The 24,686-nt window shown below is 69.9% G+C and carries 27 protein-coding genes and 1 tRNA gene; 17 read left to right on the top strand and 11 right to left on the bottom strand.

The annotated features are described in order from the left end of the window. Positions 1-55: 55 nt before the first annotated feature. Positions 56-670 (bottom strand): hypothetical protein, encoded by a 615-nt coding sequence (locus HF323_RS06575; protein ID WP_169581772.1) that lies wholly within the window; start codon positions 668-670, stop codon positions 56-58. Positions 671-732: 62 nt separating this feature from the next. On the opposite strand from HF323_RS06575, the gene HF323_RS06570 reads away from it, so the two are divergent. The 10 genes from HF323_RS06570 (at position 733) to HF323_RS06525 (ending at position 7,812) form a co-directional block, all read left to right on the top strand. Next, positions 733-1,170 (top strand): pyridoxamine 5'-phosphate oxidase family protein, encoded by a 438-nt coding sequence (locus HF323_RS06570; protein WP_169581771.1) that lies wholly within the window; start codon positions 733-735, stop codon positions 1,168-1,170. A gap of 143 nt (positions 1,171-1,313) precedes the next feature. Further along, positions 1,314-1,386: transfer RNA gene (locus tag HF323_RS06565), tRNA-Trp, on the top strand. Between the two features lie 93 nt (positions 1,387-1,479). Continuing rightward, positions 1,480-1,749, top strand: coding sequence for a preprotein translocase subunit SecE (secE, locus tag HF323_RS06560; RefSeq protein ID WP_169581770.1), 270 nt, complete (start codon positions 1,480-1,482; stop codon positions 1,747-1,749). Between the two features lie 88 nt (positions 1,750-1,837). Next, positions 1,838-2,869 carry a transcription termination/antitermination protein NusG gene (nusG, locus tag HF323_RS06555; RefSeq protein ID WP_169581769.1) on the top strand — a complete coding sequence of 344 codons (1,032 nt, stop codon included), beginning with the start codon at positions 1,838-1,840 and terminating at the stop codon, positions 2,867-2,869. Positions 2,870-2,971: 102 nt separating this feature from the next. Continuing rightward, positions 2,972-3,403 (top strand): 50S ribosomal protein L11, encoded by a 432-nt coding sequence (gene rplK / locus HF323_RS06550; RefSeq protein WP_169581768.1) that lies wholly within the window; start codon positions 2,972-2,974, stop codon positions 3,401-3,403. Between the two features lie 14 nt (positions 3,404-3,417). Then, the gene (gene rplA / locus HF323_RS06545; protein ID WP_169581767.1) at positions 3,418-4,107 is read left to right on the top strand and encodes a 50S ribosomal protein L1; all 690 of its coding nucleotides are present in this window, start codon (positions 3,418-3,420) and stop codon (positions 4,105-4,107) included. Positions 4,108-4,287: 180 nt separating this feature from the next. Beyond that, positions 4,288-5,355 (top strand): nitronate monooxygenase, encoded by a 1,068-nt coding sequence (locus tag HF323_RS06540; RefSeq protein WP_317451013.1) that lies wholly within the window; start codon positions 4,288-4,290, stop codon positions 5,353-5,355. Between the two features lie 110 nt (positions 5,356-5,465). Beyond that, entirely contained in the window at positions 5,466-6,272 is an 807-nt protein-coding gene (locus HF323_RS06535; protein WP_169581766.1) for an amino acid ABC transporter substrate-binding protein, read from the top strand. Positions 6,273-6,341: 69 nt separating this feature from the next. Then, positions 6,342-7,010: an amino acid ABC transporter permease gene (locus tag HF323_RS06530; protein WP_169581765.1), complete on the top strand. Its 669-nt coding sequence runs from the start codon at positions 6,342-6,344 to the stop codon at positions 7,008-7,010. Further along, positions 6,997-7,812: an amino acid ABC transporter ATP-binding protein gene (locus HF323_RS06525; protein ID WP_169581764.1), complete on the top strand. Its 816-nt coding sequence runs from the start codon at positions 6,997-6,999 to the stop codon at positions 7,810-7,812. Before HF323_RS06530 ends, HF323_RS06525 begins: the two co-directional genes overlap by 14 nt. A 23-nt stretch (positions 7,813-7,835) precedes the next feature. On the opposite strand, the gene HF323_RS06520 is transcribed toward HF323_RS06525, so the two are convergent. Then, positions 7,836-8,111 carry an acylphosphatase gene (locus tag HF323_RS06520; protein ID WP_169581763.1) on the bottom strand — a complete coding sequence of 92 codons (276 nt, stop codon included), beginning with the start codon at positions 8,109-8,111 and terminating at the stop codon, positions 7,836-7,838. A gap of 58 nt (positions 8,112-8,169) precedes the next feature. On the opposite strand from HF323_RS06520, the gene HF323_RS06515 reads away from it, so the two are divergent. Then, positions 8,170-8,523, top strand: a complete 354-nt coding sequence (locus HF323_RS06515) for a DUF1801 domain-containing protein (protein ID WP_169581762.1) — start codon at positions 8,170-8,172, stop codon at positions 8,521-8,523. A 1-nt stretch (position 8,524) separates the two neighbouring features. Here the strand turns inward: HF323_RS06515 and lysE are convergent, their stop codons facing one another. Beyond that, positions 8,525-9,181, bottom strand: a complete 657-nt coding sequence (gene lysE / locus HF323_RS06510; RefSeq protein ID WP_169581761.1) for an L-lysine exporter — start codon at positions 9,179-9,181, stop codon at positions 8,525-8,527. A 71-nt stretch (positions 9,182-9,252) separates the two neighbouring features. Between lysE and HF323_RS06505 the strand changes: the two genes are divergently transcribed. Further along, positions 9,253-10,146, top strand: coding sequence for a LysR family transcriptional regulator ArgP (locus HF323_RS06505; RefSeq protein ID WP_169581760.1), 894 nt, complete (start codon positions 9,253-9,255; stop codon positions 10,144-10,146). A gap of 34 nt (positions 10,147-10,180) precedes the next feature. Here HF323_RS06505 and HF323_RS06500 read toward each other — a convergent pair whose 3' ends face one another. From HF323_RS06500 to HF323_RS06490, 3 genes are all read right to left on the bottom strand, one after another. After that, positions 10,181-11,203 carry an NADP-dependent oxidoreductase gene (locus HF323_RS06500; protein ID WP_169581759.1) on the bottom strand — a complete coding sequence of 341 codons (1,023 nt, stop codon included), beginning with the start codon at positions 11,201-11,203 and terminating at the stop codon, positions 10,181-10,183. 98 nt (positions 11,204-11,301) lie between these two features. Next, positions 11,302-11,778 carry a MarR family transcriptional regulator gene (locus HF323_RS06495; RefSeq protein ID WP_169581758.1) on the bottom strand — a complete coding sequence of 159 codons (477 nt, stop codon included), beginning with the start codon at positions 11,776-11,778 and terminating at the stop codon, positions 11,302-11,304. Positions 11,779-11,789: 11 nt separating this feature from the next. After that, positions 11,790-13,517, bottom strand: a complete 1,728-nt coding sequence (locus tag HF323_RS06490) for an MDR family MFS transporter (RefSeq protein WP_169581757.1) — start codon at positions 13,515-13,517, stop codon at positions 11,790-11,792. 133 nt (positions 13,518-13,650) lie between these two features. Here HF323_RS06490 and HF323_RS06485 point away from each other — a divergent pair, with 133 nt between their 5' ends. Next, positions 13,651-14,154 carry a 2'-5' RNA ligase family protein gene (locus HF323_RS06485; protein ID WP_169581756.1) on the top strand — a complete coding sequence of 168 codons (504 nt, stop codon included), beginning with the start codon at positions 13,651-13,653 and terminating at the stop codon, positions 14,152-14,154. A gap of 5 nt (positions 14,155-14,159) precedes the next feature. Here the strand turns inward: HF323_RS06485 and HF323_RS06480 are convergent, their stop codons facing one another. Continuing rightward, a complete protein-coding gene (locus HF323_RS06480; protein WP_169581755.1) occupies positions 14,160-14,819 on the bottom strand; it encodes a YqaJ viral recombinase family protein in 660 nt (219 codons plus the stop codon). A 256-nt stretch (positions 14,820-15,075) separates the two neighbouring features. Further along, entirely contained in the window at positions 15,076-16,509 is a 1,434-nt protein-coding gene (locus tag HF323_RS06475; protein ID WP_169581754.1) for an XRE family transcriptional regulator, read from the bottom strand. A gap of 122 nt (positions 16,510-16,631) precedes the next feature. Here HF323_RS06475 and HF323_RS06470 point away from each other — a divergent pair, with 122 nt between their 5' ends. Then, on the top strand, positions 16,632-18,512 hold the full coding sequence (locus tag HF323_RS06470) for a phosphoenolpyruvate carboxykinase (GTP) (RefSeq protein ID WP_169581753.1): 1,881 nt from the start codon (positions 16,632-16,634) through the stop codon (positions 18,510-18,512). Between the two features lie 126 nt (positions 18,513-18,638). Here HF323_RS06470 and HF323_RS06465 read toward each other — a convergent pair whose 3' ends face one another. Continuing rightward, positions 18,639-20,594, bottom strand: coding sequence for an ABC transporter ATP-binding protein (locus HF323_RS06465; RefSeq protein WP_169581752.1), 1,956 nt, complete (start codon positions 20,592-20,594; stop codon positions 18,639-18,641). Between the two features lie 25 nt (positions 20,595-20,619). Continuing rightward, a complete protein-coding gene (locus HF323_RS06460; RefSeq protein ID WP_169581751.1) occupies positions 20,620-20,835 on the bottom strand; it encodes an AsnC family protein in 216 nt (71 codons plus the stop codon). A gap of 135 nt (positions 20,836-20,970) precedes the next feature. On the opposite strand from HF323_RS06460, the gene HF323_RS06455 reads away from it, so the two are divergent. The 3 genes from HF323_RS06455 to HF323_RS06445 are packed head-to-tail and all read left to right on the top strand — an operon-like array spanning position 20,971 to position 23,653. Further along, positions 20,971-21,912 (top strand): ABC transporter ATP-binding protein, encoded by a 942-nt coding sequence (locus HF323_RS06455; RefSeq protein ID WP_169581750.1) that lies wholly within the window; start codon positions 20,971-20,973, stop codon positions 21,910-21,912. Positions 21,913-21,947: 35 nt separating this feature from the next. Beyond that, on the top strand, positions 21,948-22,829 hold the full coding sequence (locus HF323_RS06450; protein WP_169582136.1) for an ABC transporter permease: 882 nt from the start codon (positions 21,948-21,950) through the stop codon (positions 22,827-22,829). An 11-nt stretch (positions 22,830-22,840) separates the two neighbouring features. Further along, the gene (locus HF323_RS06445) at positions 22,841-23,653 is read left to right on the top strand and encodes an ABC transporter permease (RefSeq protein ID WP_169582135.1); all 813 of its coding nucleotides are present in this window, start codon (positions 22,841-22,843) and stop codon (positions 23,651-23,653) included. Positions 23,654-23,701: 48 nt separating this feature from the next. On the opposite strand, the gene HF323_RS06440 is transcribed toward HF323_RS06445, so the two are convergent. Beyond that, a complete protein-coding gene (locus tag HF323_RS06440; RefSeq protein WP_169581749.1) occupies positions 23,702-24,679 on the bottom strand; it encodes an NAD(P)H-binding protein in 978 nt (325 codons plus the stop codon). Between the last annotated feature and the right edge of the window lie 7 nt (positions 24,680-24,686).

Here is a 24,686-nt window from a genome sequence, read left to right as displayed (position 1 = left end):
TGCGATCCCCGGTCGTTGAGCGAGGAGCGCGGCGACGAGCCGAGACGCGCCCGGGTCAGAGCGCGGCGCGGATCTCGGCGATCGCTTCCTCGGCCCACTGCACCTGCTGCGGCGTCCCCCAGCGCGCCGCCGCGTCGAGCGCCTTCTCGAACTCCGCGAGTGCGTCCGTCGTGCGGCCGGCATCGAAGTGCGACCATCCGGCGTTGTTGTGCAGCGAGACCAGCCACCGCCGCGTGCGCGGGTCCGTCGTCGGGTCGAGCACCTCCAGCGCGCGGTCGGTCCACTCGGGCGAATGCTCCGGGTCGACGATCGCGAGCATGTGCAGCGCGTCGACCCGCAGGAAGGTGAGGTCGGCGGATGCCGCGGCCTCCGCGGCCAGCTCGAAGAGGGAACGAGCAGCGTCCGGTTCGCCGGCCGAGTTCCGCAGCCGTCCCCGCTCGAGAGCGACGCGCACCATCACAGCGGGCGCGGTGACGGGCACCGTGCTGAGCACGTCGTCCGCCTCGGCGAAGCGCTCCTGCAGGCCGAGAGCACGGGCGACCTGCGTCTCGAGTTCCGCGCGGGCCGAGGCATCCGACTCCGCCTCCACGGCGGCCCGCAGGCGCGCTTCGGACCCGGCCGGGTCGCCGAAGTCCCACAGTTCGTCGAGCACCGCCTGCGAGAGGTCCATGCCCGCATGCTAGACCTCTCGCGGGGGTACCGCTCGGCGTCGGGGAGGGGAAGGATAGGGGCATGGCGGACACACCGGAACCCGTGGTGAACCTGACCGACGAGCAGTGCTGGGAGCGGCTGCGCACGCAGGAGCTCGGGCGCCTCGTCACGCGTGTGCGCGACGTGCTCGACATCTTCCCGGTGAACTACGTCGTCGACGGCGAGGGCGTGCTCTTCCGCACGGCGCAGGGCAGCAAGCTGTTCGAACTGACGGTCAACGACGAGGTTCTCTTCGAGGTCGATGATCACACCGAGACGGACGCGTGGAGCGTGATCGTGCGAGGACGCGCCCACCCGCTCGAGACCTCGGCCGAGGTCGAGCGGGCGGACGGATTGGGGCTGAAGCCGTGGATTCCGACGCTCAAGTACACCTACGTGCGGGTGGAGGCGACGTCGGTCACGGGCCGCGCCTTCGAGCGCGCCCCCGAACCCGACCGCTACGGCGTCCAGCAGTACTGACGATTCGCGGGGCCCCGAGGCATGCCGTACACTGGAGCGTGCAGTTGAAGTCTGCATTCTTTCGCCGTGCCCGTCGTCCGGGCAGGCTCCTCTTGATCAGGTGCCGGGGGAAGAGCGCGGGCTTCAGAGGCCCCCGGGCCTCTAGGGCGGTAGCTCAATTGGCAGAGCAGCGGTCTCCAAAACCGCAGGTTGCAGGTTCGATTCCTGTCCGCCCTGCGCGTCAGCGCAACGTCGGCACCACGTGGCCGGCGGTTGACAAAACAGTGAGCCGGCCCACGCCGGCGCACGGAAGGTAATCAGGTGGCATCGATGGTTCAGGACGAGCCGACGGGCGAGGTCGTCCCCGCGGGCGGCGCATCGCGCGAGAAGCGGCCCAACGTCTTCGCGCGGATCGCCATTTTCATCCGTCAGGTCTTCGCCGAGCTCCGCAAGGTCGTCACCCCGACCCGTCAGGAGCTGCTGAAGTACACGGCGGTGGTGCTCGGCTTCGTCGTCGTCATGATGGGGATCGTCTACGGCCTCGACGTGCTGTTCGTGTGGATCACGGCGTACGTCTTCGGAGTGCCGGGCGCGGCCTGAGCCGCTTGACCGGGTCCTGGTGCACATGAGCTACGGGGCCACGCGCGTGGGATGAGATCCCGCAGCGGACAGAACGGAAGAGAACGCAGTGTCTGAAAGATTCATCGACGACGCCGACTGGGCGACGGCGGCGGAGCAGTCATCCGAGGATGACGAGGCCCAGGAGGGCAACATCCTCGCCGAGGAGGACCGCGCCAACACCGCGGCCGAGCACGCCGCGATCCACATCGTGGAGGACGCCGTCGAGGACGACGCCGACCTGGACGACATCGACATCGACGACCCGGAGGCGGACGCCATCGTGAACGACGCTCTGAACCTTGACGAGGCGGCCGAGACCGAGGCCGCCGCCGAGGTCATCAACGACTCGATCGCCGAGGAGGTGGCCGAGCTCGAAGCCGAGGCCGCTGACGAGGTGACCCCCTACGACGGTCCCGACGTGAACGGCGACGAGGACGACGTCGAGTCGGACTCCGACGACGACGAGGACTCCGACGAGGACCCCTACGAGGCGTTCCGCGCCGAGCTGCGCGCCCTCCCGGGCAAGTGGTACGTCATCCACTCCTACGCAGGCTTCGAGCGCAAGGTGAAGGCCAACATCGAGCAGCGCAAGTCGACGCTCGAGGTCGAGGACGACATCTACCAGATCGAGGTCCCGATGGAGGACGTCGTCGAGATCAAGAACGGTCAGCGCAAGATGGTCACGCGCGTCCGGATCCCCGGCTACGTGCTCGTGCGCATGGAGCTCAACGAGGACACCTGGTCGGTCGTGCGTCACACGCCTGGCGTCACGGGCTTCGTGGGCAACGCCCACAACCCGACGCCGCTGCGCTTCGAAGAGGCCTTCAACATGCTGAAGAGCCTCGTCGAGATCAAGGAGACCGCACCGGCCAAGGCCGGCGCCGCCAAGAAGGGCGCCGCCGCAGCCGCGCGCGTCATCCCGGCCGAGGTCGACTTCGAGGTCGGCGAGACCATCACGATCAAGGAGGGCTCTTTCGCGGGCCTTCCCGGCACGATCAGCGAGATCAAGCCCGAGAGCGGCAAGCTCACGGTCCTCGTCTCGCTGTTCGAGCGCGAGACCCCGGTCGAGCTCAGCTTCGACCAGGTCACGAAGCTCTAAGACTTCCCGAGGCCGAGTCCTCGGGGGAACCGCTGCCCGGAAATGCCGGGTGTGCGGGAGAACGGGATGCCGAGGCATCCGTTCGAAGGAAAGGAAACACGAATGGCACCGAAGAAGAAGGTGACCGGCCTGATCAAGCTTCAGATCAACGCCGGTGCAGCCAACCCGGCGCCGCCGATCGGCCCCGCGCTCGGTCAGCATGGCGTCAACATCATGGAGTTCTGCAAGGCGTACAACGCCGCGACCGAGTCGCAGCGCGGCAACGTCATCCCCGTGGAGATCACCGTCTACGAGGACCGCAGCTTCACGTTCGTTCTGAAGACCCCTCCGGCCGCCGAGCTCATCAAGAAGGCCGCCGGCCTGCAGAAGGGCTCGTCGACCCCGCACACGACCAAGGTGGGCAAGCTCACCAAGGAGCAGGTGCGTCAGATCGCTGAGACGAAGCAGCCCGACCTGAACGCGAATGACATCGAGGCCGCCTCGAAGATCATCGCCGGCACCGCCCGTTCCATGGGCATCACGGTCGAGGACTGAGGGGGATAGGAAACATGGCTACCAAGTCCAAGGCCTTCCAGGCCGCTGCCGCCAAGATCGAGGCGGACAAGTTCTACACGCCGACAGAGGCCGTCGCGCTCGCGAAGCAGACGGGTTCGGCGAAGTTCGACTCGACCGTCGAGGTCGCACTCAAGCTCGCCGTCGACCCCCGCAAGGCCGACCAGATGGTGCGCGGCACCGTCATCCTCCCGCACGGCACGGGCAAGACCGCCCGCGTCATCGTGTTCGCGACGGGTCCGGCCGCTGAGGCCGCGATCGCCGCGGGTGCGGACGAGGTCGGCGGCGCCGAGCTCATCGAGAAGGTCGCCGGCGGCTGGACCGCGTTCGACGCGGCCGTCTCGACGCCCGAGCTCATGGGCCAGGTCGGTCGTCTGGGTAAGGTGCTGGGTCCCCGCGGCCTCATGCCCAACCCCAAGACCGGCACCGTGACCCCCAACCCGGCCAAGGCCGTGGAGGAGATCAAGGGCGGCAAGATCGAGTTCCGCGTCGACAAGCACGCCAACGTGCACTTCGTCGTGGGCAAGGCGTCGTTCTCGGCCGACCAGCTCGACGAGAACCTCAAGGCGGCTCTCGAGGAGATCATCCGCCTCAAGCCCTCGAGCTCGAAGGGCCGTTACATCCAGAAGGGCGCCGTGTCGACCACGTTCGGCCCCGGCATCCCGCTGGACGTCAACTCCCTCTGATCCCCGGATCGGAACGTACGGGGCTCCACCTTCGGGTGGGGCCCCGTCTTCGTCGTCGCGGGCGCGTCTCAACGGCGGAGATCGGGATCGATCTGCCGGGAACGGATGCCTCGGCACGGCGTGTCGGCGAGGATCTCCGAGTGGAGAGACTCGCGTCCGGGCGACGGGTAGCGTCGGAGGGTGGCGAACTCCCTGCAAGATCTCCTCGGCATCGAAGGGCCGATCGTGCTCGGGCCGTTCGGCGGGCTGTCGTCGGTCGGGCTCACGGCGGAAGTCAGCAATCTCGGCGGGCTCGGGTCGTACGGGCTGTACGGATACTCGCCCGAGCGGATCCTCGACACCGTCGGACAGCTGCGGGCGGCGACGGATCGCCCCTTCGCGGTGAACCTGTGGCTTCCGGTCGGTGACGAGGCGACCCCCGCCGATGTCGACCTCGGTCCGACCCTCGCCGCCATGGCGCCCCTGTACGAAGCCGCCGATGCCGCGGTGCCGACTCCGCCCGAGCGATTCCTTCCCGACGTCGAGGCACAGCTGGCGGCCGTGCTCGAGGCCCGTCCGGCGGCGCTCAGCGTCGTCTTCGGAGTGCCGAGCGCGGCCGTCGTCGAGGCCGCAGGGGAACGAGGCATCCGGATCATCGGCACCGCCACCAGCGTCGCAGAGGCGGTCGCGCTCGAAGAGGGCGGCGTCGACGCCATCGTCGCGACGGGATTCGAGGCGGGCGGTCATCGCGTGGCATTCCTGCGGCGGCCCGAGGAGTCGCTCGTGGGAACGCTCGCACTCGTGCCGCAGGTCGTCGACGCCGTGGGCCTGCCCGTGATCGCCGCGGGCGGGATCGCCGACCGGAGGGGCGTGGCCGCAGCGATCGCTCTCGGCGCCGCCGGTGTGCAGGTGGGGACGGCCTTCCTGCGAACGCGGGAGTCGGCGGCGACCGACGGCCACCGCGCCGCCATCGCCGGCGCCGCCGAGACCGACACCGTGCTGACGCGGGCGATGAGCGGGAGGCTGGCGCGAGGCCTCCCCAACCGGGCGATGCGGGCGCTCGAGACCGCCGGCGTCCTCGCACCGTTCCCCGCACAGAACTGGGCGACCGGAGGGTTCCGCGCGGCGGCCGCCGCGCGCGGCGACGCAGACCTCGTCTCGCTGTGGGCGGGGCAGGCGGCGGGGCTTGCCACCCGTGAGCGTGCCGCCGACGTCTTCGCCGAGCTCGCCGCCGGACTTCTCCCGCGACGATCGGGCAACGAAGCGTAACCGGATGGAATGGATTCCATCACGGCATGTTCTACTTGAAAGTCCCGGGACGCCCGCGAACCCGCGAGGCGCTTCCCCCGCACTCACCCCATCAGGAACAGCACAGCACTATGTCACGTCGCCCTCTCACCGCACTCGTCCTCGCCGCCGCCGCAGCGCTCGCCCTCTCGGCATGCAGCTCCGCCGCACCTGAGCCGTCCGGTTCCGCCGCCGGCGCAGCCGACCTCGGCCTCGTCACCGAGGGCACTCTCACCGTCGCGACGGAGGGCACGTACCGCCCCTTCAGCTACCACGACGAGAGCGGCGCCCTCGTCGGCTTCGACGTCGAGATCGCCGAGGCCGTCGCCGAGAAGCTCGGCCTCGAGATCGAGTTCGCCGAGACGCAGTGGGACGCGATCTTCGCGGGACTGGATGCCGGCCGCTTCGACGTCATCGGCAACCAGGTCTCGATCAACCCCGAGCGCGAGGAGAAGTACCTCTTCAGCGAGCCGTACACCGTCTCGCCCGGCGTCATCGTCGTGCGCGAGGACGACGACTCGATCTCGAGCTTCGACGACCTCGCCGGCAAGACCACCGCGCAGTCGCTCACGAGCAACTGGTACGAGCTCGCCGAGGCGAGCGGCGCGACCGTCGAAGCCGTCGAAGGCTGGGCGCAGGCCGTCGCCCTGCTCGAGCAGGGTCGCGTCGATGCCACCGTCAACGACAGCCTGACCTACCTCGACTACGAGAACACCGAGGGCCCGACCGGCCTGAAGATCGCCGCCGAGACCGACGAGCCGAGCCTGAGCGCCTTCGCCCTCACAAAGGACAAGGAGGCTCTCGTCGAGGCGATCGACGAAGCCCTCGCCGAGCTCCGCGAGGAGGGCGTGCTCGCCGAGATCAGCGAGAAGTACTTCGGAGACGACGTCACCCAGTAGACCCTGGACCGCCGCTCGCCCTAGCGTGGGCGGGCGGCGGTTTCGTCTGCCCGGAAGGGAGGAGCGCCCATGGACGGCAGCACCTGGCAACTGCTGGTCGACTCGTTCTGGCCCCTGCTGCTGGCCGCGATCACCGGGACGATCCCGCTCGCGCTGGCGTCGTTCGCGTTCGGCCTGATCATCGCGATCCTCATCGCGCTCATGCGACTGTCGCGCAACCGCGTGGTGTCGGGCGCTGCGCGCGTCTACATCTCGGCCATCCGCGGCACGCCTCTGCTCGTGCAGCTGTTCGTGATCTTCTACGGCATGCCGTCGGTCGGGATCGTGATCGACCCGTGGCCGGCGGCGATCATCGCGTTCTCACTGAACGTCGGCGGGTACGCGGCCGAGATCGTCCGTGCCGCCATCCTCTCGGTGCCCAAGGGGCAATGGGAGGCGGCCCACACCGTCGGCTTCTCGCAGACCAGGACCCTGACGCGCATCGTCCTCCCGCAGGCTGCACGCGTGTCGGTGCCGCCGCTGTCGAACACCTTCATCTCGCTCGTGAAGGACACCTCGCTCGCGTCGACCATCCTCGTGACCGAGATGTTCCGCCGAGCGCAGCAGATCGCGGCGTTCTCGTTCGAGGTCCTGCCCATCTACCTCGAGGCGGCACTCATCTACTGGATCATCTGCCTCGCGCTCTCGGCCGGCCAGAACGCCATCGAACGGAGGCTCGACCGCTATGTCGCCCACTGACCCCCACGACGACGCGCTCGCTCCGCCCGCTCCTGCCGACGACCAGCCGCTGCTGCGGGTGTCGGGGCTCACGAAGAGCTTCGGCGCCCATCGCGTGCTGGACGGAGTCGACCTCGAGGTCCGTCGCGGCGAGGTCGTCGTGCTGATCGGCCCCAGCGGATCGGGCAAGACCACGGTGCTGCGCTCGCTCAACGGCCTCGAGACGCCCGAGGCGGGATCGGTCGCGTTCGCCGACGGGCCGCGCGTCGACTTCGCCGCGCCCGTGTCGAAGGCCGACCGCATCTCGCTGCGTGACCAGTCGGCGATGGTCTTCCAGCACCACAATCTGTTCCCCCACCGAACGGTGATCCAGAACGTCATCGAGGGTCCGGTGTACGCGCACGGCGTGCCGAAGGCCGAGGCGATCGCGCGGGCCGAGGCGCTGCTCGAGCGAGTCGGCCTGAGCGAGAAGCGCGATGCGTACCCGTTCCAGCTGTCCGGCGGCCAGCAGCAGCGTGTGGGGATCGTGCGAGCGCTCGCCCTGCAGCCGAAGCTCCTGCTGTTCGACGAGCCCACGAGCGCCCTCGACTCCGAGCTCGTCGGCGAGGTTCTGCTCGTGCTCAAGGAGCTCGCCGACGAGGGCTGGACGATGCTCATCGTGACCCATGAGCTCGCGTTCGCCCGGCAGGTGGCGGACGAGGTGCTCTTCTTCGACGACGGAGTCATCGTCGAGCGCGGGGCGCCGAAGGAGCTCTTCACGAACCCCCGGCACGACCGCACCCGGCGCTTCGTCGACCGCCTGCTCCGCCCGTTCGAAGACTGAGGGAGCTGGGGCGCGAGCGGGCGTCACGCTGAGGGGTGCACCTCGAAGCCGCGCTGGCCGGTCGGCGGGGCATCCGTCACCGTCGCCGACTCGACCCGCGAACCGGGCGGGCCGCCGGCCATCCACGCGAGCACCTCGTCCACCTGCGCGTCGGTGCCCTCGACCTCGGCCTCGACGGCGCCGTCGCGCCGGTTGCGGACCCAGCCCGCGACGCCGGCCTCACGCGCGACCATGCGCATCGTGTAGCGGTAGCCGACCCCCTGCACGTCGCCGCGAACGATCACGTGGACCCGTCTCATGTCTCCATCGTGCCCGCTGCGGGTGTCGCGCCGCGAGGCGGAATGACAGGATGCCTGCATGGGAACCGTCGACGACCTGCTGACGCAGCTCGATCCCGCCGATCGCGCGGCGGTGGAGCGGCTGTACGACGTGGCGCGGGAGGTCGTGCCCGAGGCTGAGCAGGGGACAGGGTATGGAATGCCTGCTCTCGTCTACCGGGGCAAGCCGCTCATCTCGGTGATGCGCGCGAAGAAGCACATCGGGGTGTACCCCTTCAGCCCGGCGGCGGTGAGCGCCGTCGCGGAGTCCCTCGGCGCGCACCCGGGCATCGGGATCGACAAGGGCACGATCCGCTTCCAGCCGGAGCATCCGCTGCCGGACGACGCGGTGCGCGCGCTCGTGCGCGCCCGCAAGGAGCAGATCGAGGGCTGACTCAGTGGGGGAGCACGAGGCTCACCCCGAGGGCGATCATGACGACGGCGATGACGGCGTCGAGGATCCGCCACGCGCGCGGGGTCGAGAGCCAGCGCCCGAGGTAACGCGCGCCGAAGGCGAGGCCGAAGAACCAGATGACGCTCGCCGCCATCGCCCCGGCGGCGAACAGCCATCGCTGGTCCCCGTGCGTGTTCGCGACGGTGCCGAGCAGGAACACCGTGTCGAGGTAGACGTGGGGGTTGAGCCACGTGAGGGCGAGACACGTGAGCACGACCGGAAGCAGGCGCGTGCGCGTCGCCGTGGTCGTCGCACCACCCGTGCCGGCGGCGGGCGAGGCATCCGGCTCCTCGGCCACCGCGAACGATCGGTCGGACGGCCGCCACGCGCGCCGCGCCGCGAGCACGCCGTAGGTCACGAGGAAGGCGGCACCGGCCCACCGCACCGCCTCGACGAGCCACGGCACGGCCTGCAGCACGAGTCCGACGCCCGACACGCCCAGGGCGATGAGCAGGGCATCGGATGCCGCGCAGATCGCGGCCACGACGAAGACGTGCTCGCGGCGCAGACCCTGCCGCAGCACGAAGAGGTTCTGCGCGCCGATGGCGATGATGAGCGAGAATCCGAGACCGAGTCCGGCGATGACGGGCGTGAGCACCCTTCGACGCTAGGCGCGGCCGGCCTTTCAGTCCAGCTGATGATTCTTCAGGTGCATTAGCCTGGCTTACGATGAGGATTCCGCTGGAACTGGCCGAGACCGTCGCCGCCGTCGTCGACGAGGGAACCCTCGACGCGGCCGCGCGGCGTCTTCACGTCACGCCGTCGGCGGTGAGCCAGCGCATCAAGGCTCTCGAGGAGCAGCTCGGCAGGGTCGTGCTGGTGCGCTCGAAGCCCGCGCGCCCGACCGATGCCGGCGTCGCCGTGGTGCGCCTCGCGCGTCAGCTGGCGCTCCTCGAGCACGACACCCTGACCGAACTGGGCGCCGACCCCGACGAGAAGGCGCGCACCTCGGTGCCGCTGGCGGTCAACGCCGACTCCCTCGGCACGTGGTTCCTCGAGCCCCTCGCGCGGCTGTCGCAGCGGCATCCGGTCGTGTTCGACCTCCACCGCGACGACCAGGACTTCACCGCCGGGCTCCTCGAGACGGGCACCGTCATGGGCGCCGTCACGTCGCGGGCGACGCCGGTGGCCGGATGCCGCGTCAGCACGCTCGGCGCGATGAGATACGAGGCCGTCGCCACCCCGCGGTTCGTCGAACGCTGGCTGCCCGAGGGCGCAACGCCCGAGGCCCTCGCATCGGCGCCCGTCGTGGACTTCGACCGGCGCGACGACCTGCAGAACCAATGGCTGCAGGCCGCGGGCGTCGGCGGTCGGCCGCCGCGGCACTTCGTGCCCGCATCGAACGACTTCGCCACCGCCGTGCGGCTCGGACTCGGGTGGGCGCTGCTGCCGACCTTTCAGTCGGAGGCGCCCCTCGCCGGCGGGGAGCTCGTGCGCCTGGGCGGCCCGCCCGTCGACGTTCCGCTGTACTGGCAGCAGTGGAACCTGCGCTCAGCGCTCCTCGACGCCATCGCCGAGGAGATCGTCGCCGAAGCGCGGCGCGTGCTCATGTCCGTCGCCTGAGCGCGGCGGGTCACAGGTGCCCCTTCGGCGAGCCTCAGTCGTCGCTCACGCGGAGCACGAGCTTGCCGCGCGTGTGCCCCTCCTCGAGCAAGCGATGGGCCGCGGCGGCCTCCGCGAGGTCGAAGACCCGGTCGATGTAGACCTGCACGGCGCCGGAGTCGAGCAGCCGTCCGACGGTCGCGAGCGCGCCCCCGTCGGGAATGACCTTGTAATTCGTCGCACGTACGCCGGCCTCCGCCGCCGCGTCGGCATAGCCGGGCCACGAACCCGTCGGCACGACGACGTAGAGGCCGCCGGGCCGCAGGATGCCGAGGGAGCGTGCTCCGATCTCGCCCCCCACGAGGTCGACCACGACGTCCACCTCGCCGGCGACCTCCTCGAAGCGCGTCGTGGTGTGGTCGATGACGACCGCCGCGCCGAGCTCGCGCAGCCAGGAGGCGTTCCGCCCCGACGCCGTGGCGGTCACGTGCGCGCCGAAGTACGCCGCCAACTGCACGGCGAAGTGGCCGACACCGCCGCTGCCGGCGTGGATGAGGATCCGCTGCCCCTCGTGCGCGTGCGCGGTCTCGACGATGAGTCCCCACGCCGTGAGGGCCGCGAGCGGCACGCCTGCCGCCTCCACGTGCGACAGGGAGGTGGGCTTGCGCGCGACAGAGAGGGACGGCACGACGGCGTACTCGGCGTACGTGCCGCCCGTGCGCGGAAAGGCCGCCATGCCGAACACGGGTGTCCCCGGCGCGAGGGGGTGCGCGTCGTACGGGCTCTTCACGACGATCCCGCTGAAGTCGAAGCCGAGGCCGGACGGGAACGAAGGGATCTGCGCCGACACGCCGGCGCCCGATCGCGTCTTCGCATCGATCGGGTTGATCCCGGCGGCGACCACGCGCACGAGGAGTTCGCTGATCACGGGCGACGGCACGGGAACGGATGCCTCGCGCAGCGTGTCCGCGCCGCCGGGCGCATCGAACACGACCGCGCGCATCGACGTCGGCGGCGTGGACACCGCCACGAGGTCGGCGTCCAGGGAGGGGGCTGATCGCAGCGGCCGGAATCTCATCGGGCGCTCCTTCCGCGTGCACGTCGTCGTCGGCGGGCATCGCCTGCCCCCGTGAACACAGTCAACCGCGCACGTGTCTCGCCCGTGTTACGCGGGTGCTACCGGGCGGAGAAACCCTCCGGAGACTCGCCCGCGGTCAGCGCGTGCAGCAGGCGCGAGAGATTCCGGATGTCGTCGATGGGCCAGTCCTCCAGCGCGTCGACGAGAGCGCGCTCCTGCGGCGCCCGCGCCGCGGCCAGGCGCTCCAGCCCGTGCGCGGTCGGCGAGAGCAGGCTCGACCGGCCATCGTCGGGATCGGGGGTGCGCGCGATGAGACCGAGCTGCTCGAGCTCTCGCACCGTGCGGCTGATCTGACCCTTGTCGGCCATGAGGCTGTCGGCCAGCGCGGACAGCGTGACCGACTCCCGCCGGACGATCGTCGTGAACACCTTGTAGGCGCCGGGCAGCATGCCCGGGCTCACGCGTTGGGCGTTGTCCGCGATGACGCGGCGGAACCGGTTGATCAGCTCACCGAACTCCGCCTCGAGGGCGCGCACCGCCTCGGTGCGCGCCTCGCGGGTCTCGTCGGCGGTCATCGTGTTCGACACTAGCGGCGAGCGGATGCCTCGTCGGCCGTGGCCGCGGCCCGCGCGGCTGCCGGGGCATCCGGAACCTGCTCGTCCGCCGTCGCCGTGAGCGCCGCCATCCCCTCGGCGGTCGAGACCGTTGCCAGGTCGGCCTCGCTCGCGGACGCGCGCTCGCTGGTGGTCATGCGGGTGAGGGGCACATTCGGCAGGAAGACGATCGCGATGAGGCTGACGACGGCAAGCGGCACCGCGATGAGGAAGGAGTGCGCGATCGCCTGGGCGTAGATGTCCTCGACGATCAGGCGGATCGACTCGGGCAGTTGGGACACCTGCGGGATGGTGCCCGACTGCAGCTGCTGGCCGATCGCCGCACCCTTCTCGCCGAGCTTCATGAGCGCGGCCGCGATGTCGTCCTTGCGATCGGAGAACAGGCCGGTCGCCGAGGTCGCCAGTGCGGCGCCCATCACCGAGACGCCGATCGTGCCGCCGAGGCTGCGGAAGAAGGTGACGCCCGAGCTGGCGACGCCGATCTCGCTCGGCCGGGCGGTGTTCTGCACGATCAGCACGAGGTTCTGCATCGTCATGCCGACGCCCGCGCCGAGCAGGAACATGTACACCGAGACCAGCGCGAAGTTCGTGTCGTAGTGGATGGTCGAGAGCAGGTACGAGCCGGCGATGAGCAGGATGCCCCCCGCGACGAGGTACGGCTTCCAGTGGCCGTGGCGGGTGACGAGACCGCCGACGACGATCGAGGCGAGGAGCAGGCCGCCGATCATGGGGATCGTCATGAGCCCCGCCTCGGTCGGCGTCGCGCCTCGCGCGAGCTGCATGTACTGGCTCAGGAACACCGAGGTGCCGAACATCGCGACGCCGATCGAGATCGATGCGATCACAGCCAGCGTGAAGGTGCGATCGCGGAACAGCGTGAGCGGCACGAGCGGCTCCTTCGAGCGAAGCTCGACCAGGACGAACAGCCCCGCGGCGAGCAGGGCCCCGCCGACCATGAGGATCGTCTCGAGGCTCCACCAGGCGTACTCCTTGCCGGCGTTGGTGACCCACAGCAGGAGCAGCGAGACCGCGGTCGACAGCAGCACGATGCCGAGGTAGTCGATGCGGACCTTCGCCTTGGGCCGTGCTGGCAGATGGAGCGTGCGCTGCATCATGACGAGCGCGGCGACGGCGAACGGCAGGGCGATGAAGAAGTTCCAGCGCCAGTCGATCGTGTCGGTGATGAAGCCGCCGAGCAGCGGCCCTCCGACGGTTGCGACGGCCATGACGGCGCCGAACAGGCCCATGTAGCGGCCGCGCTCACGGGGGCTGATGATGTCGGCCATGATCACCTGGCTGAGGGCGGCCAGGCCGCCGGCGCCGATGCCCTGCACTGCGCGGAAGGCGATGAGCGTGCCCGGATCCTGCGAGAAGCCGGCGGCGGCGGTGGCGAGCACGAAGATCACGATCGCGAGCTGGATGAGCAGCTTGCGGTTGAAGAGGTCGGCGAGCTTGCCCCAGATCGGCGTGGAGATGGCGGTCGTCAGCAGCGTCGCGGTGACGACCCACGTGAAGGCGGCCTGGTCGCCGCCGAGGTCATGGACGATGACCGGCAGCGATGTCGACACGACGGTCGAGGCGAGCATCGACACGAACATGCCCAAGAGGAGACCCGTGAGCGCCTGCAGCACGCGACGGTGGCGGCGCTTGTCGTCGGTCGTGGGCGCGACGGCATCGGTCGCGGCGGAGATGGCGGCCATGGTGATCCTTCTGATGGGGGAGCCGCGGCGACGGTGGCGGGCTGTACTTGATCTGGGTCAACAGTTGAGAGAAGTCAACTATATGGGTAATCGTTGATGTGCGTCAACTATTCCCGGGTGGGAGGATGAAGGCGTGTTCAGCGTCGAGCTGGTTCCGGATGCCTCGACCGAGCGCGCCGTGCGCGACGACTGGGGGGCCCTTCAGGCGGCCGGGCTGCCGAGCTCCGGTCGCAATCCCTCGCCCAGCAACCGCCCGCATGTGACGATGGCCGTCCGAGAGCACCTCGACACCACTGCGCTCGCGGGAGTCGAGGACCTCCTGCCCGTCCCGCTCGAACTGGGCGGCCTGCTGCTGTTCCGCCACTCACGGACCGTCGTCGTCGCGCGTCAGGTGGTGGTGACGACGAAGCTCCTCGCGCTGCACCGGGCGATCGCCGATCGGCTCGGGCCGCCCGAGCCGCGGTACGCGAACACCGGCCCCGATCGGTGGACGCCGCACGTCACCCTCGTGCGATCCGTCACGCCGGAGCTGCTGCCGCGGGTGCTCGATGCGATCGCGGCCCCGCACATCGTGGGCCACGCGACGGGACTGCGGGTGTGGGATGCCTCGGCGAAGGCGATCACCACGCTGCGGTGACCTGCTCAGTCGGCGAGGGCGAGGGCGCGGAACGGCTGCCGGGGAGCCGCGGGATGAGGCATCCGCTCGAGGGGAGTCCTCGCCTTGGTGGTGCGATGGTAGAGCTCGTCGATGAGAGCGGTCGCCAGGCGCACGAGCTTGGCGATCTCGGCGTCGTCGCGATCGACCCACGCGCAGCGGGGCTCGTCGCCGACCGGCACGAAGCCGTCGTGCTGCTCCCACGCGACGAGCGTGCGCTCGGCGCCGAGCACGTGCTGCTGCCACCAGACCTGCCGGAGGTAGGACCGGGGGATGCTGCGCCACGGCTTGTTGGTGGTCTTGATCTCGGCGAGCACGATGCGTCCCGCGGTGTCGACCGCGATCCCGTCGGGCGTTGCCAGATGGCGCTTCTCGACGACGGCGTGGAAGAGCGCCGACGACGGCTGCACTCCGTGGGTCGCGGCCACCCATGCTGCGATCTCCGGCTCGCGCGCCCGTCCGTGGGCCGTGTAGGCGTTCCCGGAGAAGCCCGAGCCCATGAGCTTCGCGTCAGCGGCGCGAGAGATGGCCTTGTCGGAGGTCAGGGTCGCGACATCCGTCGCCGTGATTCCCCGGGAGCGTGCACGCACCCAGGCCACCCGGTCGCGAGAGTCCGCGACGATGCGGGCGGCGAGTTCGGGAGTCACCCTTCGAGGCTACGCCGCTCGCGCGACATCCGCCGACGCGACCCGCGCGTGAGTGCCGGCGCCGTGCGCGCCCCGCCGCTGTGGCGCCCGCTCGCGCGCTCTCTCCCCGTCTGCGGCCCCCGCTCACCAGCTCCCGCCCTCCGTGCGTGTCCCGAAGTTCGCCGCCTCGGCATCCGCCGGGCGGCGAACTTCGGGACACGCGGCGAAAAGATCGGGACACGGACACCGGGGAAGACGGGCCGGGGGATCGCGGGGCTCAGGCGTGTCGGTCGAGGAAGGCGTAGACCTCGTTGTCGTCGACGCCTGGAAAGGCGCCGCGGGGGAGCGGTGAGAACATCTGCATGTGCACGCGGGCGCTCGGCCACGCCTTGCCCTCCCACCGCGAGGTCACCTCGGCGGGCGCGCGCCGGCAGCAGGACTCGTCGGGGCAGGTGGACGTCGCCCGCTTCTGCGTCTCGCGGCCGCGGAACCACCGCGCGTCGTCGAAGGGCACGCCGACGGTGATCGAGAACTCCCCCTCGCTCGTCGTCCCCGTCTGGGTCGAGCACCAGTAGGTGCCGGCCGGAGTGTCGGTGTACTGGTAGTGCTCGGTCGTGCGGTTCTGCTCGCCGAAGGCCGCCCGCGCCGAGAACCTGCGGCACGCGATCTGTCCGTCGACAGCGCCGGTGACGTCCATCGGCAGCGGCAGGTCGTCATTCTCGTAGACCCTCGTGATGGCTCCCGAGCCGTCGACGCGCAGGAAGTGCAGCCGGATGCCCAGGTGCGTCGTGGCGAGGTTCGTGAGCCGCATGCCGGCGGCCTCGTGGGTGACGCCGAACGCATCGCGGAAGTCCTCGACGGCGAGGTTGCGATCCTTCTTCGCCTGCTGGAGGAAGGCGACGGAGGCGGTCTCGGGCATGAGGCAGCACGCCGCGTAGTAGTTGATCTCGAGGCGCTGCTTGAGGAAGTCGGCGTAGTCGGTGGGCCGCCGGTGCCCGAGAAGCCGATGCGCCATCGCCTGCAGCGCCATGGATCGCAGACCGTGGCCACCGGGGATCGAAGCCGGCGGCAGGTAGATGCGCCCATTCTCGAGATCCGTGATCGACCGGGTCGAATGGGGGAGGTCGCTGACGTAGATCAGCTCGAAGCCCAGCCGCTCGGCCATGATGCTTACGGTGCGGTGGGTCAGGGCGCCGGAGACGTGCCCCGCCGCCTTGAGCTGCTTCTCGGCGAGCTTCTCGATGTCGGGCAGATAGTTGTCGTGCGCGCGCATCTCGAGTCGCAGCTCGGTGTTGGCGCGCCGTGCCTCCTCAGGGGTGGCGATCGCCTCGCGCTCGCGGCGCTGCAGCTCTCGGTGAAGTCCGAGGATCGACTCCAGCGTCTCGTCGGTCATGCCCTTGGTCACCTTCACGGGCGCGATGCCCAGCTGACGGAACACCGAGCCCGCCTGGGCGCGCTCGAGCTCGATCTCGAGTGCGGCCCGCCGGTTGGGCGGCTCGTTGGAGAGGAGCTCTGCCACCTCGACCCCGGTCGCCGAGGCGATCGCCTGCAGCAGTGACAGCTTCGGCTCGCGCTTGCCGTTCTCGATGAGACTCAGCTGGCTGCCCGCCACGCCCACGCGCTCGCCGAGTTCATCCAGGGTGAACCCGTGCGAGATGCGCTGGTGGCGGATGCGGTGACCCAGGGTCGACAATTCGAGCGACGTCGGCATTCCTTGATCATAACGAAAGAATTGCAACTCTTGACGGCTGTTACGGCGCGAAGACGCACCGCAATCGAGAGAAAGTGGAACAAGTCCACCGATCTGAACGTCGAATCGAAGAGGAGCGACCCATGGCCCTGGCCGACATCTTCACCCGCACGGAAGCCTCCGGCGCCGCGCGCCCGGCTGTCACCCGGACCCACGGCGATGTGCCGGCGATCCGGGGGGCGGGGATGGCCGACCTGGTCGCGTGGGTCGACGAGATCGCGGCGCTCACGAAGCCAGATCGCGTTCACTGGGTGGACGGCTCGCGTGCAGAGAACGATGCGCTCCTGCGGCAGATGGTCGACGAGGGCAAGCTCATCAAGCTCAACCCCGAGTGGCGTCCGGGTTCGTACCTCGCCCGGTCGCACCCGAGCGACGTCGCTCGCACCGAGGGTCGCACGTTCATCGCCTCCGAGCGCGAAGAGGATGCCGGCCCGACGAACAACTGGGTCGCGCCGGACGAGATCCGCACCACCATCACGCCCCTGTTCGACGGGTCGATGAAGGGCCGCACGATGTACGTCGTGCCGTTCTCGATGGGGGCCGTGGGCGGTCCGCTCTCGCACATCGGCGTCCAGGTCACCGACAGTGCGTACGCGGTCGCCTCGATCGAGATCATGACCCGGGTGGGCACGGACGTGCTGCGCGAGATCGCCGGCGGAGCACCGTGGGTGAAGACGGTCCACTCCGTCGGCGCCCCCCTCGAGGCCGGCCAGCAGGACGAGCCGTGGCCGTGCAATGACGAGAAGTACATCGTGCACTTCCCCGACACCCTCGAGGTCTGGTCGTACGGCTCGGGCTACGGCGGCAACGCCATTCTCGCGAAGAAGTGCTTCGCCCTGCGCATCGCGTCCGTCATCGGGCGCAACGAGGGCTGGCTCGCCGAGCACATGCTGCTGATCCGCGTGATCGACCCGGCCGGGCGGGCGTACCACCTGGCCGCGGCGTTCCCGTCGGCGTGCGGCAAGACCAACCTCGCGATGCTGCGCCCCACGATCCCCGGCTGGCGCGTCGAGACTCTCGGCGACGACATCGCGTGGCTGCGTCCCGGAGACGACGGCCGGCTCTGGGCGATCAACCCCGAGGCGGGCTTCTTCGGCGTCGCTCCCGGCACCGGCGAGTCCACCAACGTCACGGCCGTGGAGACCCTGTGGGGCAACACGATCTTCACGAACGTCGCGCTGCGCCCGGACGGCGACGTGTGGTGGGAGGGCCTCACCGACGAGCCGCCGGCCGAGCTCACCGACTGGGAGGGCAACCCCTGGACTCCGGCATCCGGTCGTCCCGCCGCCCACCCCAACTCGCGCTTCACGGTGCGTGCCGAGCAGTGCCCGCAGATCGCGGCGGACTGGGATGCCCCCGAGGGCGTCCCGCTCGACGCGATCCTGTTCGGCGGACGTCGCGCCACCAACGTTCCGCTGGTCGTCGAGGCGACCGACTGGACCCACGGCGTCTTCATGGGAGCGAACATCTCGTCCGAGCGCACGGCGGCGGCCGAGGGCACCGTCGGCGAGCTGCGCCGCGACCCGTTCGCCATGCTCCCCTTCTGCGGATACAACATGGCCGACTACTTCGGCCACTGGCTGAAGGTCGGCCAGAGCCTGCGCTTCGACCGGGCGCCGCGCATCTTCCAGGTGAACTGGTTCCGCAAGGGATCGGATGGACGGTTCCTCTGGCCCGGCTTCGGCGACAACGCCCGCGTCATCGACTGGATCATCCGGCGCCTGGACGGCGAGGTGGGCGCGGTCGACAGCCCGATCGGCCGCCTGCCGCGCACCGACGACCTCGACCTCGACGGCATCGACGTGCCCCAGGCGGATCTCGACGAGCTGTTCGCGGTCGATGCCGGGTCCTGGCTCCGTGAGGCCGACCTCACGGAGGAGTTCTTCCGCGAGTTCGACGGCCGTGTGCCCGCCCCGCTGTGGGCCGAGCTTGCCGCGCTGCGCTACCGACTGCAGCGCGCCTGATCCCCGAGAGGGGAAGGATGCCCCGACCCGGCGCTGTGCCGCGGGTCGGGGCATCCGTCTGTCCGGGGCCCGGGGAGGCGGTCCTGCCGCGGCGCGCGGCACCCGAGCGACCCGCGCAGGCCGGCGTCAGACGAGGAGCTGGTGCTTCGCGAGATCGCGGTAGAGCGGGGTCGAGGCGACGAGCTCGGAGTGCGTGCCCTGGCCGACAACGCGGCCGCGGTCCATCACGACGATGTGATCGCTGTCGACCACCGTCGAGAGCCGGTGCGCGATGACGATCAGCGTGCGCCCTGCGGCGACGGCGTCGATCGCCTCGCGCATCCGCTGCTCGTTGAGGCCGTCGAGCGATGACGTCGACTCGTCCAGCAGCAGGATCGGCGGCGCCGCCAGGAGCGCGCGGGCGATCGCGAGCCGCTGACGCTCGCCGCCCGACAGCATGACGCCGCTCTCACCCACCGGCGCCTCGAGTCCGAGGTCGCTGCGGTCGAGCACATCGCCGAGGTTCACGGCGCGCAGCACGGCCTCGCACTCGGCATCCGTCGCTTCGGGGGAGGCGAGGCGCAGGTTGTCGCCGATCGTCCCCGCGAGCGTCGGTGCGTCCTGCTCGACGTAGCCGAGCTTCGCACGCAGGTCGTCGCGGTCGAGGGCCCGCACGTCCGTGCCGTCGAGCAGGATCGCGCCCCCGGTCGGATCGTAGAACCGCTCGATGAGCGCCAGGGTCGTGCTCTTTCCGGCGCCCGACGGTCCGACGAGCGCGACCCGGGCACCCCGCGGCACGCGGAACGAGACGCCGCGCAGGACCTCGCCCTCGGAAGGGAGGTCGGAAAGGGCATCGCCGGATGCCTCTTCCCGCACGATCGCGGAGGCGCCGACGTGGGCGTTCTCGAGCACGGCGATCGCTTCGGTCTCGGCCTTGCGGCGTGCGGCGACGACTGCCTCGGGGTAGCCGAAGCGAACGTCGCGGAACTCCACGGCCGGCGTGCCGGGGCCTGCCGGCTCCGGCGCGGCGACGACGGCAGCGGCGAGCTCGGGGTCGTTCTGCGACTCGGTCGGCAGGTCGAGCACCTCCTGGATGCGTCCGAGTGCGCCGAGCGCCTGGTTCACCGAGGTGATGGCTCCGAAGAACGAGCCGAGCGGCGCGATCAGCATGAAGAGGAACATGATGAAGGTCACGAGGCTCGCGATCGTGATCGCGCCGGTCGCGACGCGGAAGCCGCCGAGCCCGATCACGACGAGCAGCGACACCTGCAGCGCGATGCCGGCGATCGGCACGACCAGCGCCGACACCTTCGCGATGCGCACGCCCACGCGGTAGGCCTCCGTGGCGCGCTCGGTGACCGCCTCCACCTCGCGGTCGGTCGCGCCGGACGCGCGCACGGTGCGGATCGAACCCACGGCGCGCTCGACGCCGGAGGCGAGCTCGCCGACGCGTTCCTGCTGCTCGGTCGAGGCGGTGCGGATGCGGCCGCTCAGCGCGACGACGCCGACCACCGAGATGCCGATGACGACCACGATGATCCCCAGGAGCACCGGGTCGATCACGGCCATCGCGATGATCGCGCCGACGAACAGCAGACCGTTGCCGATGGCGTCGGCCAGCCCCTGGGTGAGCACCGCGTACAGCAGCGTCGTATCGCTGCCGACCCGGGACACGAGGTCGCCGGTGCGGCGCGCGTCGAACTCGCTGATCGGCAGGTGGAGGATGCGCGCGATCAGTTTGCGTCGGCTGGAGTACACGACCGCCGTGCCGGTGCGCTGGAGAAGGTAGTGCTGCCATCCCGAGATGAGGGACGCGGCGATCACGAAGCCGACGAGCGCCCACAGGAGCATGCCCAGGGGCAGCTCCTTCTGCACGCGGTCGATCACCTGTCCGACGAGCAGCGGCTGCACGAGCATCGTGGCCGCGCTGAGGACGCTCAGTCCGGCGACGATGACGAGCGTGCGCTTGTGCTCGAAGAGGAAGGGGAGCAGCTGGCCGAAGGTCGCGCGGGGGCCGGTGTCCTGCGGGCGGTCGCGTCGACCGCGGCGCCGGTCGGGCGCGGCGGGGCCGGCAGGGGCCTCGGCGGTATCGGTGGAGGGCATGGATGTACCTCGTGGGGATGGGGGCTTACCTTCGACCGTACTTCTTGTGGACGGCCTGTCTGGTCACTCCGAGCGAGAAGGCGATCGCCTGCCACGAGAAGCCGAGGTTGCGCGCCCGGCGGACGGCGACCTCCTCGGCGCGTGCGAGCTCGGCGCGTGCGGCGGCGAGCCGGTGCAGCTCGGCGAGCGGCTCATGTTCCGGTGCCGAGCCGATGAGGGTGCGAAGGTCGTCGCCGCTCACGTCTCTCCTTCAGAGTGCGGATGCCGCCGGCTGCGGCTCCGGCGTCAACCATAGTTGACACCTCCGCGCTCGTCAACTCTTGTTGACGTCGTCTCGGCGAGTTCGCGTGTCGTCGGGCGGGGTTAGGGTTGTCCGGTGCCCGCGCCCGTGATCGATGCGAAGAACCTGGTCAAGTCCTATCCGGTGAAGGGGAAGCCCGACTTCCTCGCCGTCGACGGTCTCTCGTTCGAGGTCGCGCCGGGGGAGTCGTTCGGGCTGCTCGGGCCGAACGGCGCCGGCAAGTCGACCACCATGAAGATGATCGGCGCGGTGTCGACTCGCACCGCCGGCGACCTGTCGATCCTCGGCCTCGACCCCGACCGCTACGGTCCTGAGATCCGCTCGCGCCTCGGCGTCGTGCCGCAGCAGGACAACCTCGACGGCGAACTCAACGCGCGCGAGAACCTCTACATCTACGGCCGCTACTTCGGGCTGCCGGGCAAGGTGTGCGCGCAGAAGGCCGACGAGCTCCTCGCGTTCGCCGCGCTCGAAGACAAGGCCAAGAGCAAGGTCGACCAGCTCTCGGGAGGCATGAAGCGCCGCCTCACGATCGCCCGCGGACTCATCAACGATCCGCGCATCCTGCTTCTCGACGAGCCGACCACCGGTCTCGACCCGCAGGCGCGGCACGTGCTGTGGGACCGCCTGTTCCGTCTCAAAGAGCGCGGCACGACGCTCGTGCTGACGACGCACTACATGGACGAGGCCGAGCAGCTGTGCGACCGCCTGATCGTCGTCGACAAGGGCCGCATCATGGCCGAGGGCACGCCCGCGTCGCTCATCCGGGAGCACTCGAGCCGCGAAGTGCTCGAGGTGCGCTTCGGGTCCGACCGCAACGAGCAGGTCGCCCCGCAGCTGCAGGGCATCGGCGATCGCGTCGAGGTGCTGCCCGATCGCGTGCTGGTGTATGCGAACGACGGCGAGGCGGCTCTCGAGCAGGTCGCTCAGCGCGGACTCCACCCGGTGACGAGTCTCGTGCGGCGCTCGAGCCTCGAGGACGTGTTCCTGCGCCTGACCGGAAGGACGCTGATCGAATGAGCGACGTCTCTTCGCCGGGCCCCGCAGACGAGCGGATGCCTCGGGCCGAGGCATCCGTCATCATCGACGCCGAGCTCGACGAGCTCAGGGCCGAGGCGCTCGAATGGGGACGCAAGCCTCGCGCGTTCAGCTCGCTCTACGTCACCGAGCACATGGTGCGCGCCATGCGTGCGTACGGCTGGACGATCATCGTCGGTGCGCTCGGCCAGCCTGTCCTGTACCTCCTCGGTCTGGCCGTCGGACTGGCCGCGCTCATCGACGCGCCCATCGACGTGGCGGGCGAGCAGGTGCCGTACCTCGTGTTCGTCGCGCCGGCGCTGCTCATGACGTCGGCGGTCGCCGTGGCATCCGAGGAATTCACCTACCCCGTGATGGCGGGCTTCAAGTGGCGCCGGTACTTCTACGGCTTCAACGCCTCGCCGATCGCGTCCGGGCAGATCGCGAACGGCGTCGTCGCCGGCGCCGGGGCCCGCATGGGTGTGACGGTCGTGCTGTACTTCCTGTTCATCGTGCTGTTCTTCGCGTGGCTGCAGCCCGACGCCACCCGACCTGGCACGGCCTGGATGGCGATCTTCGTCGCCCTCCTCGGCGGACTGGCCTTCGGCACCCCGCTGATGGCCTACGCCGCGTCGATCGAAGACGACAAAGGGCAGTTCGCCCTCGTGCAGCGCTTCGTCTTCATGCCGATGTTCCTCTTCTCGGGCACGTTCTATCCCCTGAGCGCCCTGCCCGACTGGCTCCAATGGATCGGCTGGGTCTCGCCCCTCTGGCATGCCACCGAGCTCGGCCGCGTCGTCACCTACGGTCAGCCGACGCCGCCGATCCTGATCGTCGTGCACATCGTGTACCTGCTCGTCCTCGCGGTCGGAGGACTGGTCGTCGGCCGGCGCCTGTTCGAGAGGAGGCTGGCCAAGTGACCGCGGTGAGCATGAGGACGGATGCCCCGACCCGCCGCGGCGGTGTGCGAGCCCTGTGGGCCGGCAACCCCCAGGCGGTCGTGCAGCGCGGACTCATCGCGGCCCGCTCATCGAGCTGGATCGTGGTGCTGTCGGGGTTCTTCGAGCCGGTGTTCTACCTGGTGTCGATGGGTGTCGGGCTCGGTGCCCTGATCGGCGACGTCGAGACCACGGGCGGTGCCGAGGTGTCGTATGCCGCGTTCATCGCGCCGGCGCTCCTGGCGGTGTCGGCGATGAACGGTGCGATCTACGACTCCACCTGGAACGTCTTCTTCAAGCTGAACTACGGCAAGCTCTACGAGGGCATGCTCGCGACGTCGCTCGGACCGCTGGATGTCGCCCTCGGCGAGATCCTCTACGCGCTGCTGCGCGGGTTGCTGTATGCGACCGGGTTCATGATCATCATGCAGATCCTCGGGCTGAACCTGGCGTGGACAGCGATTCTCGCCATCCCGGCGGTGCTCCTGATCGCGTTCGGCTTCGCGAGCGTCGGCATGGCCGTCACGAGCTACATGAAGACGTTCCAGCACATGGACTGGATCAACTTCGTGCTGCTGCCGATGTTCCTGTTCTCGGCGACGCTCTACCCGATCACGGTCTATCCCGAGTGGATCCAGCACATCATCATGGCCTTCCCGCTGTGGCACGGCGTCGAGTTGGTGCGCGGGCTGACGACGGGCGTCCTCTCTCCCGACATGTGGTGGCACGTGCTGTACTTCGTCGTCATGATCGCCGTGGGGCTCGTCTTCACGACGAAGCGGCTGCGCGCACTCTTCCTCGACTGAGCCCGTGTCAACCCCGCCCGCCCGTGCCCTGAGGCGTGCGTGCCAGAATCAGGCAACCCGCACCGACGCGTCGCCCCGGGCGGCCGCGTCGCGGCGTGTCGCCTGAATCCGGAACCGGGGATGCCGGAGGTCTGCGCAGCCGAAACGTCCGGCATCGGGCAGGGCCGCGCGGATGCCGGGCGCGTCGAAGGGCGCGCGGGGGCGGAGGTCGGCGGGCAATTCGCCGGCCGGGCCCGTCGCCGTCGTGACGCCCTCCGCGAGCATCCGCATCTGGGCCTTCGCCACCAGCGGTACTTTCATCGTCCACTCGCACACCTGGGCGAACACCCGATGGAAGGCGAGCGGAGCGGGAAAGACGAGCATGGGCCGGCCCACGACATCGGCGACGCGCCGGACGGCGTCGCTGAGGAGCAGTGTTTCGCCGCCGGTGACGGCGACGGTCTCCCGTGAGAGCCGGCCATTCGTGGCGGCGATGATCACGTCGACCATCTCGGCGATCGGGACGGGACTGATCTCGCGTTCGCGCATTCCGACCGTCGCGGCGAAGGGGATCGTGCGAGCCAGGCGGCTCAGGTGGTCGATCATGTGGTCGCCGCGGCCGTAGATCATCCCGGCCTTGAGGATCGTGTAGTCGAGGCCGGATGAGCGGATGATCTGCTCGGCCTCCCACTTCGACTCGTGGTACGCCGACCCACAGGATGGCCGCGCGCGCAGGAAGCTCAGCATCACGATCTTGCGAACCCCTGCTCTTCGCGCGGCCTCAACGACGGCGGCCGTCCCCCGCACGTGCACGCGGTCGAACGTCTGGTCTCCGATCTCGCGGTTGATGCCGGCGCAGTGGACGACGACGCCGCAGCCGCCCATCGCCGCAGCGAGGACGTCGAGGTCGTCGACCGAGACGCCGGTGCGGCGCGAGATCACGGTGGTGCGCTCGTCACCCAGCCGCTCGGCAACGTGGCGACCCACGAAGCCGGTGCCGCCCGTGATCGCGATGCGATGAGATCTCTGCGAGTCGATGTTGAACATGTTCAGA

The sequence above is a fragment of the Microbacterium sp. MF43 genome, assembly GCF_012847295.1.
Taxonomy (GTDB): Bacteria; Actinomycetota; Actinomycetes; order Actinomycetales; family Microbacteriaceae; genus Microbacterium.
This window is presented reverse-complemented; position numbering and strand designations above follow the sequence as displayed.